At 45.1% G+C, this 15,960-nt stretch carries 7 protein-coding genes; 2 read left to right on the top strand and 5 right to left on the bottom strand.

What is annotated here, in order from left to right; genetic code table 11:
- Positions 1 to 9: 9 nt before the first annotated feature.
- Positions 10 to 6,840, bottom strand: coding sequence for a non-ribosomal peptide synthetase (locus tag HP399_RS15895; protein ID WP_173617523.1), 6,831 nt, complete (start codon positions 6,838 to 6,840; stop codon positions 10 to 12).
- A gap of 499 nt (positions 6,841 to 7,339) precedes the next feature.
- On the opposite strand from HP399_RS15895, the gene HP399_RS15900 reads away from it, so the two are divergent.
- Together HP399_RS15900 and HP399_RS15905 are read left to right on the top strand one after the other, a co-directional pair.
- Positions 7,340 to 8,275, top strand: a complete 936-nt coding sequence (locus tag HP399_RS15900) for an ABC transporter ATP-binding protein (protein ID WP_173617524.1) — start codon at positions 7,340 to 7,342, stop codon at positions 8,273 to 8,275.
- Position 8,276: 1 nt separating this feature from the next.
- Complete coding sequence (locus HP399_RS15905; protein ID WP_173617525.1) at positions 8,277 to 9,041, top strand: ABC transporter permease; 765 nt, start codon at positions 8,277 to 8,279, stop codon at positions 9,039 to 9,041.
- A gap of 84 nt (positions 9,042 to 9,125) precedes the next feature.
- On the opposite strand, the gene HP399_RS15910 is transcribed toward HP399_RS15905, so the two are convergent.
- The 4 genes from HP399_RS15910 to HP399_RS15925 are packed head-to-tail and all read right to left on the bottom strand — an operon-like array spanning position 9,126 to position 15,949.
- On the bottom strand, positions 9,126 to 10,670 hold the full coding sequence (locus HP399_RS15910; protein WP_173617526.1) for an aldo/keto reductase: 1,545 nt from the start codon (positions 10,668 to 10,670) through the stop codon (positions 9,126 to 9,128).
- On the bottom strand, positions 10,667 to 11,449 hold the full coding sequence (gene lgrE, locus HP399_RS15915) for a linear gramicidin aldoreductase LgrE (protein ID WP_173617527.1): 783 nt from the start codon (positions 11,447 to 11,449) through the stop codon (positions 10,667 to 10,669). Before lgrE ends, HP399_RS15910 begins: the two co-directional genes overlap by 4 nt.
- A gap of 21 nt (positions 11,450 to 11,470) precedes the next feature.
- Complete coding sequence (locus tag HP399_RS15920; RefSeq protein ID WP_173617528.1) at positions 11,471 to 12,805, bottom strand: efflux RND transporter periplasmic adaptor subunit; 1,335 nt, start codon at positions 12,803 to 12,805, stop codon at positions 11,471 to 11,473.
- Between the two features lie 24 nt (positions 12,806 to 12,829).
- Entirely contained in the window at positions 12,830 to 15,949 is a 3,120-nt protein-coding gene (locus HP399_RS15925) for an efflux RND transporter permease subunit (RefSeq protein ID WP_173617529.1), read from the bottom strand.
- Between the last annotated feature and the right edge of the window lie 11 nt (positions 15,950 to 15,960).

Consider the following 15,960-nt stretch of genomic DNA (forward strand, 5'->3'; position numbering starts at 1 on the left):
TACATTTACTTACAAATCGCCTATCAAGTCCATAATGTCATCGAGTTCTTCCAGAGAGAGCTTCTTGTCCACAAAATCACTCGGTGTTAACTCAGAATCTTTCTTTTGTATACAATGTACAATAATAGCGTTCAAATGAATTTGATAGAGTCCCATGAGCCTGTCTATCGTCGTTTTGTGATACTCATGGCGATTGTAATTCATAGAGATAACCAGCTCTCCACCGATAATCTTGGCATAGATATCTAACGGATGCATGCGTTCGGTATGAGGTCCTAGCACTCTACCCTCTGGTAGATTCGATGGCGTGAATAGATCATTGTCCAGATCGGCATCGTACTGTCCCAAATAATTGAACACAACCTCGGGCTGGTGTGTGAAATGGATGTCTCGTTTGTGCTCTGTCTCTGTGAGATGCTTTAAGATGGAATACCCGATTCCTTTATTAGGAATAGCGCGCATCATTTCTTTGACCTGCTTGATCTGCTCCGCCAATTGGCCCGATTTGGTAGCAGGCAGGATTACTGGGAAAAGGGAAGTGAACCAACCTACCGTCCGGGAGACATTCAAGCCTTTGACAATCTCTTCACGTCCATGTCCTTCCAAAAAGACCCTAACATCGTTTGCCCCTGTCCATTCCTGCATCGCCATTCCCAAGGCAGTCAACAGGATCTCTTGCGTTTCTGTTTGGTAGGCGTGATTTGTATGGCGCAGTAATTTTTCAGTCTCCATTTTGGAGAAACGAACCGAAGCTGTTATCGTCTCCATTTCGGTCTGGTAAATGGTCTCCTGATCTTTTGGCAACGGACGGGTCGGAATGGATTCGACTTTTTTCCAATAAGCTAGTTCGTTTACAAGCTTCTTGCTATTGGCTACGTTTTTTAGCTCTTTCGCCCATTTTTGATAAGAATGTGTTTTTTCCGGTAAAGCAATTGGATTACCTGAGGCTACTTGTTGATAGGCGATTCGGAAGTCTTCCAGAATAATGCGCCAGGAAACACCGTCAACAACCAGATGGTGAATCGCAAAAAGCAGATGGTCACCTACTCTTGTCTTGAAGAGCGCTACTTGAACCAGCGGTCCCTCCTGTAAATTCATACTGGCTTGCAAGCGGTTTGCTTCTTCTTCCACTTTGTTTCGAGCGTCCAGCTCTTCTGTAAAATCAAACACATGGAATTCGAACAGATTACCATCATCGCCCCGATTAAACTGGACAAATCCCTCATCCGATTCGGTAAAACTCATGCGCAGGGCATCATGATGAAGCACAAGCGCAGTTAGAGACTCCATCAGTAGTTCGCTATGGAAGCCCTCTTGGCTGAAAAGCATCATTGCTTGATTCCAGTGATGTCTACTTGTTGTAATCCGTTCAAAGAAGTAGTCCTGGATTGGTGTAAGTAAGACAGGCCCTGTTACCAATCCCTGATCAATAGTGATCCTCTCGGAAATGACAAACGGTGCAATTCGTTCGATCGTCGGATATTTAAATAGGTGATTGACTTCCATCATGAGATTCATCCGTTGCAGACGAGACGCGATCTGCAAACTCTTGATCGAATCTCCACCAAGCTCGAAAAAGCTGTCTTGAATCCCTACCCTCTCGATGCCTAGTACTTCTCCCCAAATTCCGGCAAGAATCTCTTCCATTTCAGAGCGCGGTTCTACGTATTCCACTTCGCTTCTCACACTTCCATCTGGTTCAGGCAGGGCCTTGCGATCCAGCTTACCGTTGGATGTAAGCGGAAACTCCTTCAAGTGAACGAAGTGGGCAGGTACCATATATTCTGGCAATTCATTGCGAAGCAGGTCGCGTAATTGACTGATTGTCCATTCCTTCGCGGAAAGCAGATAGGCGCACAAGTATGCCTGATTGTTCTCGTCGGTTCGGGCCATAACCACCGCATCATAAATGGACTCTTCCTGGATCAGTTTGCTACGAATTTCATCCAACTCGATGCGGTATCCACGAATTTTTACCTGATGGTCCATGCGTCCGAGATACTCGATATTGCCATCCTCACGATAGCGTGCCAGGTCGCCTGTGCGATAGATACGCTTACCAGCCTCTAATGGATGGGCAACAAATTTTTCCGCTGTCAGCTCTTCGTTATTCAAATATCCTCTCGCCAAGCTAATTCCGGCAATACATAGTTCGCCCGGTACTCCTATTGGCTGCAATTGTCCGTACTGATTGACGATATGCATGCGATAGTTGGGCAGTGGCTTTCCGATGGGAACAGGATTCTCCAGTGAGTCTTTTGCGAGCGAATAGCGGGAAGTATATATAGTCGCTTCTGTTGGCCCGTAGATGTTTTCCAATTTCACCTCCGGCAGTACTTCAAATACTTTTGGCACGAGATCATCTGGCATCGCTTCCCCGCAAGCAAGGATGTAACGCAATTGGTTGGCGTCGTTTCGCCCTTCCAGATATTCGACGAACGGATTCAACATGGATGGCACAAAATTGATGTGAGTTATTCCTTCTTGGACTACCGCTTGCCATATTTCTTCGGGACTCTTTTCTGCCTCTGGCTCGAGAATTACCAATCTGCCATTACCAGGAATCCACCCGAAAATTTCCGCTACAGAGATATCAAAAATGTAGGTCGTCTTCAGCAGGAATGCATCTTCACACATAAGCGGATATTCGTCTTGCATGGCATGGAGTACATTGAGCAGAGCCTCGTGTTCAATCATCACGCCTTTTGGCTTCCCGGTTGAGCCAGATGTGTACATAACATACGCAAGGTCATCCGGTTTGTTAACCAGCGGTAGATTGCTTGTATCTGGGGAAAAGCTACTCTCGCTGTTCAAATCAATAACATCCGCTGTAAAGCTTGCTTTTTCAACGAAACGAGACTGTGCTACCACCATCTTGGCGCCGCTATCTGTGAAAATGTAGGAAATTCGGTCAGTTGGACTGTTCGGATCGATCGGCAGATAGGCTCCACCTGCTTTCAACACGGCGAAAATTGCCACTATCATCTCGAAGGATCGTTCCGTTATAAGCATCACTAGATCGTCTGGTTTCACCCCTTTTGTACGGAGGGTATGTGCCAGTTGATTTGCTCGTTCGTTCAGCTCTCGATACGTCATGCACTGTTCGCGGAGTACCAATGCGCTCTTGTCAGGTGTAGCAGTAGCCCATTCTTCTAACAACTGCATGATCAATTTGTCGGGGTATGTTTTGGATGTATCGTTTACCCCTAGAAACAAATCGAGGCGCTGTGCTTGGGTCATTAGTCCAAACGTTTTAACTTGCTCCTCCAAACCGTGAACAGCTTGCAAAAGGAGATGTTCAAACTGTGCAATCATACGGTGGATCATGCGTTCATCAAACAACAGTGTGTTGTATTCAAAAACAATGTGCAGCTCGTTCTCCCGCTCCACTGCTTCTAGTGTCAGGTCGAACTTGCTAATCCTGTTGTTGATATGATGCGTTTGGTTTTCCACCCCTGTCTCTGGTGAGCTTTGCATCATGAACATCACATCAAACAAGGAATGACGATTCCCGTCGCGTTTGGCGCCAGAGCCCTCGAGAATTTTATCAAAGGGAACGTACTGGTTTTGCAAAGCAGCCAAAAGCTCTTGCTTTACCTGTTGCAGGTTATGTAAAAAGCTTTCTTCATGCTCAATCGAGAGTAGAAGTGGCAACGTATTAACGAACATCCCAAGTATCTCTCGCGTATCTGGATGCTGTCTTCCATCTGTTACGGTACCTAGTATGACTTGCTTGCTGTCGTTATTCATTTTGGATAGCCATACAGCTACAATGGTGAGCATCAGCATATAGAGGGTTACATCATGTTTTGTTGCTGTCGTTTTGAGCTTTCTAGTGAGTTCTTTGTTTGCGCGATACGTGATCGTAGCCCCATCAAATGTCAGTTGCGGCGGACGTTTTCGTGTAGGAAGTTGGACAACAGGAAGCTCGCCCTCTAGAAGGGTTTTCCAGTAAGCAGCTTGCTGTTTGTATTCCTCGCTTGAATGCCAGTCATTTTGCCATCGTGCAAACGACTTATAGGTATTCTTTAAAGGGAGAAGCTGCTGTCGTTCGAGTAAAGTCTGTAATTCTCGCAACAAAATCGACTTGGATAAGCCATCCATGAGGATGTGATGGGAGTCGAGCCAGAGAACCTGTTTGTCAGAAGTTTCAATGATTCCAGCCCGGAGCAATGGCGCTTTTGCCAAATCGAATGGCTTGATGTGCTCTGCAAGTAGGCTGTGTAGCACCTCTTCTGCACCCGTTTGACGGACTAATGATAGTTCGGACCACGGGACAATTCGTTTTACGATTTCGTCATGATGCATGTGATACGTGCTTCGTAATCCTTCGTGGCGCATCACCAGCTGCTGCAAGGCCGTCTGGATATGCTCCACATCTACGGATTGGGGAAAGTCAACCGTGAATGTCACATTGTATGCGATCGACTCGACATCCTGCTGCTGGATGATGTACATTCGTTTCTCCACCGCGGATGTTTCGTATTCCTGTTGCACGATCAGCTCCTGCAATGGTTGTATGTTCGTTTGCTCTTGCTCTGTGAACAAACGTTTCAATTGGCGAATCGTTGGATGCTTAAAAAGCTGGTCATATCTCAAATCGAATCGGATATTCTTGAACTGGGAAATGAGCTGCATGGCCTTGATCGAGTCCCCACCGCTTTCAAGAAAATGGTCGTCGATTCCCACCTGCAAATTTCCTAGCACGTTGCTCCACACCTGAGCCAATTGTTGTTCAAGCTCATCAGTGGGCGCGACATAATCTTCCCTCAGCAGCTCCTCATCTCCCTGTACATCTGGCAATGCCCGCTTGTCTACCTTTCCATTCGTGGTGAGCGGTAAAGTCTCCATGTGAACAAAGTGCGTCGGGATCATGTAATCAGGAAGATCATTTCCGAGCCATTCCCTCAGCTCGTGAAAAGGGATTTCATCAGGAGCAACGTAATAGCTAACTAAGTATTTGCGGCCATCCTCCCGTTCTTTGGCGATAACCGTTGCCATTTCGACCATTGGATGATTCATGAGGAAAGGTTCAATTTCTCCTGGCTCGATCCGATATCCGCGAATTTTTACCAAATTATCGAGGCGGCCCAAAAACTCGATGTTCCCGTCAGGCAACCAGCGTGCTCTGTCTCCCGTGCGGTACATGCGCTGGCCCGTCTGTGGATGAATGATGTATTTCTCTGCGGTCAAATCTGGTCGGTTCACATATCCTCGTCCCAGCCCTTCACCGAGGATAAATACCTCGCCCACTACCCCAATCGGTTGTAATGCCAGCTTTTCGTCCAAAATGAAGATGTAGGTATGAGCGATAGGCTTGCCAATCGGAATGCTCTGGTATTGCTTGTCCACCTCAAAAATAGTAGCAACAATCGTGCACTCTGTTGGTCCATACAAGTTGTACAGCTTGTATGCACCGTGCCGATCAACCTTTTTTAGCACATCCCCGCCTGTGAGCATCGCTCGAAAAGAACGATTATCCATTTGCATGAACTGTTCAGCTGCTCCCGTCGGAAAAAAGCTGATCGTAATGCCTTCTTGGTTGCAATAATCATTCAAGGCAATCAGATCATACTTCAGTGTAGTTGGCACGATGTGTAACGAAGCGCCCGTGAGTAGATAGGGGAACATTTCCAATACAGACCCATCAAATGAAAAACTGGAATAGACAAGGGCTTTGTCTTCAGCGCTCACTTCAAAGTACTGGCGATGCCATTCGCAAAAATTTACCAAGTTGCGATGCTCGATCATCACGCCCTTGGCCAAACCTGTCGATCCCGATGTATACATGACATAGACGAGATCTGTTGATCGATTGACGCGCGGTAGATTTTCTTTTCTGTCGCTAAAGCTACCAGAGTCACACACGTCGATCACTTCTACTTCGCAAATACTTTTCGCCTTCTCAATAAGGGAAGTCTGTGTCAATAAAACGGGTGCGCTACTGTCGTGTAGCATATAAGCAATTCGTTCATCCGGATAATCCAGATCGATAGGGAGATATGCTGCTCCGGCCTTTAGAACGGCGAGAATACTAACCAGCATGTCTAGTGATCTATCCATCATGAGCGCCACAAAATCGTCAGGCTTAACTCCTTTGGCACAAAGATTATGGGCTAACTGATTGGCTCGCTCATTAAGCTCTTTGTATGTCAGGGACTGGTCTTGCCATACAGCTGCTAGACTGTCCGGTGACATATCTACTTGTCGTTCAAACAACTGATGGTAGGTTTTATCACTCTGCATCTCTACTTGTGTTCGTTCTCCACAAAAACGCTTTAATGCCAGCAGCTCTTTTACGGTGGTCATGTTCAGGTTTTTGTAGAAATCTCGGTCTTTTTTGTAGTGAATCGTTCCACCAGATGGTTGCGGAAATGGTGTGATCCGCCCACTTACAATATTCTCCCACTCTCGGATGAACAGGTCTTCAATCACCTGATTCGCTTTGTTGTAACAATCGATCAGTGTATCTGCGTCATCAAAAGCAATCTCTTCTTGAATAAGGATATCGCCTGTATCTATGTTCTCGTCTATGAGGTGGAGCGTAACCCCTTTTGGTGTCTCATCCCAAATACTCCAGAAAACAGGATCTCTCCCCTTGTTCCAGGGCAAGAGGGATGTATGTAGATTGATAATGCGCCCTTTGAAACGGGAAACGATATCCTTACTCAGAATATAGCCGTACGCGTAACTGACAATATAGTCGATTTGTTCAAAATATTCAGCTTGTTGTTGCTCCCATTTTTTCTCGCACACGATGACTTCATGGTTTCTTGATTCCAAGTACTGCACAATCTTGTTTTCTTTGCTCATGAATGTTGTTAGGAATAATATTCTCAAAAAAACATCACCAGCATTTCTCATAATTTCGTTGACAAAAAGTTGACTTCGATTGAAAATTGTTTTAGATGGAAGTGGTTCCACAATTTTACTTTTTGTTACATGATTTTACATATAACTCAAAAATATGGTTTTCTGCAAGTGGTTGTATGTAAATTTTTTTATTTTTTGGTTCCCAACAATTAGAGTAAAGAATGCCAAAAGGCAATACTCTGCTGGTTTTTAAGGGATGAAAGGAGGTAAGTACAGAGCTGGTAAAAAATGACAATCTTTGACAACTTCCATTTTCAATGCTGCACTTCGTTCAACATGACATATCACTCTGATATGAAATTGCCACAAGGAATTTCCTTCTCAATCTCCAGTTGTTTCTGCCCATTTTTGTAATGAACTCAATATATTTACAAACATTCAATATTCTGAATTGGATAAAAAAGTTAATATGGAAGTTGTACACTCAATCGGAGTCACAGAAAAGTCTAGAAAAGGAGATTTTTTTATGGAGCCTGCAATCGTAATTAAGGATCTCAAAAAGTCGTTCGGAGACAAAAAAGTTCTCGATGGCATTTCCCTCTCGATTCCCAAAGGTACTATTTTTGGTCTACTTGGGCCTAATGGAGCTGGAAAAACAACCTCCCTCCGAATCCTTTCCTGCCTCATTGAGCCTACGTCAGGAGAAGTCACCATCCTCGGTCATCAAATCAGCAAGAATAAAGAAGAGATTCGCAAAAAAATTGGTTGTGTAACAGAATCTCCCGGGGTGTATGACAAGCTTTCTCTGTTGGACAACCTGGAATTCTTCGCCTCCTGCTACCAGATTCCCAAAGCCAAGCGTGCTTCACGCATCGAGTATTTGCTTCGCCAGTTCGATTTGTGGGACAGAAGAAACGATCCTGCTGGCAGATTGTCTAAAGGAATGAAACAAAAACTTTCGATTGTTTGCGCGATTTTACACGATCCAGAAGTGCTTTTCTTAGACGAGGTCACAGCCAATCTCGATCCTGTCAGCACTCGGAAGCTGAAAGATCTGATTCGGGAGTGGGCTGCCGCTGGAAAAACGATCATCTTTTGTTCACATATCCTGGCAGAAATTGATGAGTTATGTCATGAATTCGCCATCATTAAGGGTGAGGTGATTCGTTTAACTACCCCACAGAAGTTCCGCGAAGAGTGGACCACCTACAATGTGCTTCTTGATGTAGGATCGGATTCACAAAAGTCAGAACAGATTATTAAAGCCTCCGAGGAAGTGGAGACGTATCAGCGCACCGAAGATCAGTTCCATCTGAGGGTAGCCAATCCAAAGACCTCGAACCCACAGCTGATCAAAAAGCTGGTCGCAGCGGATATTACCGTCAATTACATAGCCCCCATCTCCGTGTCACTGGAGGACTCCTATCTCAGCTTGTTGAATCAAGAAAAGGAGGCGATCTAGGATGCCGGGATTTGTTATTATCCGGGAATGGAAAGAGCTTTTCGCAGCCCGTTCCGTATTGATTACGAATCTTGCTGCACCATTCGTAATATTGGTTGTAGCTCTGATCACAACTGTATTTGCCCAAAACGGTAAGATGGAGTTCATCCTTAATCTAATGAAATTGACTAATCCCCTCCTTAACATGGCAGGTGAAGATGGTCATATTGCCATTGCCCGCTTCTATTTCCTCTTGTTCCTGATCGTACCGGCGATGATCCCCTTAACATTTGCCACGACGAGCATCATCATGGAAAAAATGACAGGAACATTAGAAAGCGTACTGGTCACCCCGATTTCCACCAAGGAGTTTTTGCTTGGTAAGGTCCTAGCTTACTCCTTGCCTTCCATCGCTCTGACCTGGGTGGTCCAGCTAATCTTTCTAGGGTTCATCTTTGCAACCTTTGACAATGCTAGCGAGTATTTTTCCATCGTATTTATTCTCGCGATGCTCCTGCTCGTCCCATTTATTTCGATCATCAGCGTATCCATGAGCGTCATTGTTTCCTCCAAAGTTGACAATGTCGCAGCAGCCCAACAATTTGGTGCCATACTGGTTCTGCCGATCATCGGACTTGCTGTCAGTCAGGTCATCTTCCTCTCCATGATGAGCAATCCGGTAATCTATTTGGGAATGGTCACGATTTGTGCGGTGGTTGCCCTGATCATGTTCCAGATAAGTATTAAGGTGTTTGATCGTGAGCATATCATCAGCAAGTGGAAATAACCGAAAGTATGAAAAATAACCACTTGATGAAATCGTTGTTGTCACACGATTTCATCAGGTGGTTTTACTATTTGGGGAGTGTTTTTAGCCAATAACCGCTTTAAGGGTTTGGGTCATTGTATGCCAGTCCTCTTCTTGCATGATCGTATCCAAAGGTCTCTTCAATTCCATGAGTACATCATCTACATAATGCTCACGTCTCATCCCTACGAGGACGCTGTGTACCTCTGGAGTGGCGCGCATCGTTCTAATCGCAGCTTGGCTGAGGTTATCTGTTGTCATCAAATGCGGTTTCACCCTCGTCACCTCTTTCGAGATATCCAGTGAACGCTGGTAGTCTTTGGGGGCGTAGTAGTTCTTCAAAGCTTCAGCTGTCTCCATGAGAGTTGCCTTGTAGGTATCCAGCCATTGCTGCGTCTGGTCGTCCAAGCCCTCATGTTTTTTAATCGTATTGCGAATATCTTCGATGACCGGCTCAAACAAGAAGCTTCTCACATTTTGCACATTTGTGGTAGAGTATAGCTTTTTCCAGTATTTGCGGAGTGTAGCTCCAGATGATATTTTTTTCTTCAGCTCTTTCACATCTTCTTTCTCCATTTTAAGTAATGGCAAGACACGATAGACGATCTGATCCTCTACATCATCTACACGATTCAGACAATCCTTGATTTGACGAATGGCTTCTTTTTCGTCAATGACTGTGCTCTGATCTAGTTGGAAGTTCGTCAGGCGGAAGATTTTTTCCTTCGCTGTCACATCTAGCGTCCGGTTGGTCATTACACCAAGTCCTTTTTCCTTGGCAAATAACAAGGCACTCTTGCCTTGCGCATGGCTTTTTTCCAGCATGGCACCGGATTCGTACATGTTCATTGGAAACTGTATGACGCGAAAATGGTGATTCGGCGTAATCTTTTCTGCAATCTCCCAAAGGGTATCCAGCGCAACAAAATCAAATTCCTTGACATTGCTGACAAACGAATTGGCACTGACTCCATAGCATTGAATCCGGCCTGATTCTACTTCTTTCTCCAGATGTCGAAAAGCCTTCTCCATTCGCTCTAATAATTCATCATACGCTTCCTGTTGTTTGATCTTTTTCATCTTTGCCCATAGCAAATACCACTCTGGATTGTGCAGCATGAGGCAATCAATCGTGTCCACCTGCAGGCGCTGCAGACTGCGTGTCAGCTGGTCTTGAAGGTATTCTGGGTGGATACATATCGACATTCCATCATGTACCGTTGTGAAGTCTTGATACGGTTTGCCTTCCGCTGTCCTCTTCGTCGTCTCTTCGGAATCCTCGCCTTGGACGATACCAGCCTTGGACACGATTACAAGCTCTTCCCGCTTTATTTTTTCTTCACTTATCAGCTGCTTCAGCACATGACCGATGACTTTCTCAGCGCTACCATTTGTATACATACTACTCGTGTCTATTAGATTGATTCCTTCGAGCAGTGCCTTACGGAGAGCTTGCTGGTACTGCTCATCTTGTTCATCAATCCGGTACGTTCCGAATCCAACCTGACTGATCCACACATCGAAGCTACCAAATTGCTTATAGAAAAGATGGGTATTGGCCTGTGCTAGGCGCTGTGTCCCCTCTCGCGTTGCTTTTCCTGTCATCATCCTATCCCCCTGTACCCAGCAAGATAATTTTGAAGAGTTGACCCGACAATAGTAAGGACTTGGTCCTGTTGAGAATGGATGAAAAAATGGTCCCCTTCTAGTATGTGCGTTTGAAAAGAAGCGTTCGTGTGATCTCTCCAGGCTTCGAGATGGGTTACGGAAAAATCCGGGTCCTGCCAACCGCCAATGGCCGTCAGTCCGAACTCCAGCGGTTGATCGTCTTGATAGCGATACGTCTCGCATATCGTGAAATCAGCCCGAAGCGTAGGGAGAAGCATGTTCAGAATCTCCTTGTCCTCAAAAACTTCCTTTGGCGTGCCATTCATCGTTCGTACGCCCTCCAGAAACTCATGATCTGGGAGATGATGGATGGCTTCACCCGGATCTGGCAGATGCGGGGCATGGTATCCGGATGCAAACAGGTGCTGCGGCTTGAGGTCGTAATGTTTGCGTAAATATCTGGCCAGCTCAAAGCTGACCAGCGTTCCCATGCTATGTCCAAAAAAGGCAAACGGTCGATTCAGATAGGGAAGTAGCGCTTCTGCCAGATCACGAATCATTACAGACAAATCCGTGTAGCAAGGCTCTAAAAAGCGATTACTTCTCCCTGGTAGCTGCACAGGACAAACGCCAATCTGAACGGGCAGCTTTTTTTGCCAATCCCGATAAATACCAGCATGACCACCAGCATAGTGAAAGCAAAATAATAGCACTTCTGCCTCTGCTGTCATTTTTGCAGAGAGTAGCCATCGGTTCTGGGAAGCGTACATCTTTTGCATAGGTATCCTCCTCGATATTACTTAGGGAACAATGCGAATTTTTGCGCCATCTTTTAATTGTGATTGTCCTTTGATAACTACCTTGTCTCCTGATTTCACTCCAGAGCCGATAAGCGTCTTCTCAGTTCCTTTTGAAGCGATCGAGATTTCCTTCTCAGCTACTCTTTCACCATTCACGACGTAGGCAACCGATTTCCCATTTCGCTCAAGGATGGCATCTGTCGGTATGAGAATGCCTGCTTGTCCTTTGATTGAAGACACAACCGCCTTCATTCCAGGAAGTAGCGTACCTTTTGGATTTGGCACTTCTATTTCCACAGGGAAAAGCTTAGATTGGTCAGAGGCCTTTAGTCCCACGTAGGTAATACTACCTTTGACCTTGATATTTTGAGATGGAACCTGCAAATCTAGTTGTATTCCTTTTTGGAAGCTTGCCAACGCTTTTTCTGACACATTCACCTTCACAATCATCGGGTCAAGGTTAATTACCGTTGCAACAGGCTTTTGCGGGTTAATCGTATCACCTTCTTGGACTTGTATATCGGTGACAATGCCGTCTACTGTTGATTTGATCAGTGTGTTTTCCAACGCATTTCTGGAAATATCCACTTCAACCTTTCCTTGTTGAACATTTGCTTGCGTGACTCGTCCATTTTTATCGGCTGTATTCACTTGCGTCCGAGCATTAATTAAAGCGATTTGTGCCTGATCTAGCTGGCTTTGATACTGATTTTTTGCTTGCAGATATGCGTTTTCTGCATTGTCAAGCTCACTTTTGGACAATGCTTTCTCTTCAAACAGCTTTTTAGCGCGATCGTAATTTGCTTTCGCCAGCGTCAATCCTTGTGCAATCGTACGATTTGCATTCGCAAAGGTTTGCTCCGCCTGCTTCAGATGACTGTTTGCCAATTGACTGGACGTCCCCATTTTGTTGGAATGCTCTAGATTTGCGTTGGCGACTGCTAATGCCGCCTCAGCTTGACGTAGTTTCAATTGCGCTTCGGTTTGATCCAGCTTTCCGATGACTTGCCCTTTTTTGACTGTGTCCCCTTTTTTCACTAGGATTTGTGAGACGGTCCCGGTAGTTTTGCCGTAAATACTCACATCCGTGTTAGCAAATACCTCCGCCAGCAACCTGTCGGATTCTTTGAGTTCTCCTTCTATTACTTCCTCTACTTGAACATCAACGGAATTCTCCACTTTAATGGTTTCAATTTCAGTACTCGACGGGCTTTCGATTTGTGTTCTTCCTTCATTAGAATTGGTCTTTTCTGCGGATTGAGAATTGCATCCCGAGATGATCGCCAAGCCTAAAAGACATGTCACAACTGAGCTGATTAGCTTCGTCTTCTTCATTTTTAGTAAATTCCTCCCTCTGCCTTACCCAGACTTTTTCATATCGCGTAAACTTCTCAGCACGGAAATAAACATATCCTCACTTGGCTCGATCTCTGCTTCTTTGGTATCCGGGGCAAAAAACTCTTTTTTGATCCGATACAGTAATTCATACCCGACAGGAACTACGATTAAGGTCAGGATCGTCGAAGTAACAAGTCCACCAATAACCACAATCGCCAAGCTTTTGGTCATCAAGGCTCCTTCAGAAAAGCCGAGGTAAAGCGGCAAGAGCGCGCTGACTGTCGCAACTGCTGTCATAATGATGGGGCGTAATCGGGTAACGCCAGCTTCGACAACTGCCTCACGCATAGAAGTACCTTCCAGTCTTCGATGCTGGATATTGTCCACATACACGATTGCATTGGTAACAACAATTCCGACCAGCATCAAAAAGCCGATAAGTGCCGTTATATCGAGAACGGTATCCGAAATGAACAGGCCAAATAATCCACCGATCACAGCAAGTGGTAGGGACAGTAGAATCGCGAGCGGAGCCGTAGCATTGCCAAAAGTGATGAGCATGACAATATAGACGATAAAAATGGCTGCTCCAATAGCTAAGAGCATATCTTTAAAGCTTTTTTCCATGTCACTTGAGACACCTTCAGATGACAATGTAACTCCAGCAGGTAATTTTTCCGCTTGCAACATCGCAAACAGGAAATTACTCGCTCCTCCTTTGTTGTCGCTCGTGATATCTGCTGTAATTTGTACGAATTGTTTTTCCTCTTTGCGCATGATTTGTGATTGCACTTTTTCTTGATCAATCTCAGCAAAGTCCACCAAACGCACTTGTTGCTTGCTTGGCGTTTGAATGTAGATATTGTTCAGTTCCTCTAGCGATTTCGCATGGTTTTGACCGAGTCCAAAGAAAAGACTATAGTCTTTGTCGTCGACTTTGATTTTGCCAATTTGAGTATCCGAGACTAGGAGGTTGACCTCTTGAGCCACCTGTACAGGGGAAACTCCCAGCTCCGAAGCTTTGTCTCTATCGACTTTGATGACAACTTCATTTTTGAAATCGTTCAAATTGTCCTTCACGTTGGTCAACAAAGGACTTACTTTCAAGTTTGATTTGACTATTTCGCTTGCCTCTTTCAAACGATCCAGATCTGGCCCGTACAGGATTACCTTGAACTTGTTGGTATCGCTGCTACCAGGTTTAGTCAAGGCCATTTCAGATCCTAGTGGAATCATTGGTTTGACGATTCCCTCAAATTTCTTGATGGTTTGGTCGAGATTCACATCTGGCCCTGTTTTGATTATTAAGAGGGCTTGGTTCGATTGGCGTATTTCCGCTTCATTTTCAGAGCCAAGATTGATTTCTATGTACTCTACTTCAGGCTGCTCCAGCAATTTACTTTCGACCTGGGCAACCGTTTGATCGAGACCATCTAGTTGAGTACCTTTTGGCATAGTTACTTGCGCGAATATGAACTTCGCTTCTGGATCAGGAAACAATCCGTATTTCATATACGGGAGAAGCGCTAGACTTGCGACAAATAGAACGAGTGCCAGAAATCCGACAGCAGGCTTGCGGTTGAGCGCCCAGTGCAGTAACTTCCTGTACGTATCAGACCCTTTCCCATGTTCATATTCCTTGATCTTGTGGTCTTTTAGGATCAACAGCTTCGCTAACAGTGGAACAATCGTCACGGCTACTAATAGTGAGGCAAACAACGAGCAGACGACGGTTAGTGCAAATGGGCGGAATACTTCTCCGATCATCCCTCCAACAAACACAATGGGTAAAAATACGGCAGTTGTCGTAAAAGTCGATGAGGTAATTGCATGTAGCACTTCGTGGGTGGCAATTTGAATCAAGTTTTCCTTGCGCTCTTTGTTCAATTGCAAATGGCGGAAAATATTCTCGATGACGACGATACTGTCATCCACTACTCGTCCTACAGCCACTGCCATCCCGAACAGTGTGATCATATTGAGAGTAATGCCCATCCAGGACATGAAGATCATACTCACTAGGATGGATGTTGGGATAGAGACTAGGACGATGAGGGTTGCATTCACATGACGCAAAAACAGCAAGATGACTACAGAAGCCATAATAGCTCCGAGCATGCCTTCCTTGAGCATGCCGTTAATCGAATTCTTGATATCGACAGAGGTGTCATAAATCGTGGTAAAGGTTAAGTTCGGATACTCTTCTTTTAATAGGGATAGTTTTTCATTGATGGCATCACCGGTTTCTACTGCATTGGCGTCACGTGTTTTGTAAATATTGATGTTAATTCCATTCTGGCCGTTAAAGCGGCTGATCGAATTAATGACCTGATCAAAATTGACTTCTGCGATATCGCCAAGCCTGACGTAGGTAAGCCCATTTTTGGGGTCACTTGGGAGGAATATCTTGGTGTTACGGATATCCTCCACATTGAGGTAACGGCTCACCACGCGAATGACGCGCTCTTCCCCATCCTCGGTGATCGAACCGATTGGCAGAGCTACGTGATTGTCTAGTAAAAGCTGTTTCAACTGCAACGGAGTGATTCCGTAGTAGTTTAGCGCATCTATATTTGGCAGGATTTTCATTTCTTTGAATTGTCCGCCTATTGTCGATACTTTATCAACACTTTCAATACCTTCTAACTCTTTGAGCAGTGTTTCTTTCACATCGTTGTCAAAATGATCGAGTCCACTCTCCTTATCCTGTCCTGTCACAAACAAATAATAGACGGGTTGATTGCTGAAGCCCTGAATCATCACTTGTGGTCTGCTTACTTTGCTAGGAAGCGCGATACTGGAAATTTTTCTTTCCAGCTCGTCCCTGACAGCTTGTACATCTGAACCAGTCTCCAAGTAGACCTGTAGCGTGGAACTATTGTTGCTTGAGTATGACTCCACTGCCTTAACGCCTGTTACATGCGCAATTTCACGTTCCAATGGCTTCGTTACATCATCGAGAACATCTTCTGGTGATGCATCCGGATAAGTAGTATTGACTAGAAGCACAGGGAAAGTGACATCTGGCATGTTCTCTACCTTGAGAGACATGGCGGCAATGATTCCACTGACTACGACAAGCAGGCTCATAATAATAATAGCTGTTGAGTTTCTGAGAGAAAAATTCGTTAGAAAACGCAAGGCATGCCCCC

This window comes from Brevibacillus sp. DP1.3A (assembly GCF_013284245.2).
Taxonomy (GTDB): Bacteria; Bacillota; Bacilli; order Brevibacillales; family Brevibacillaceae; genus Brevibacillus.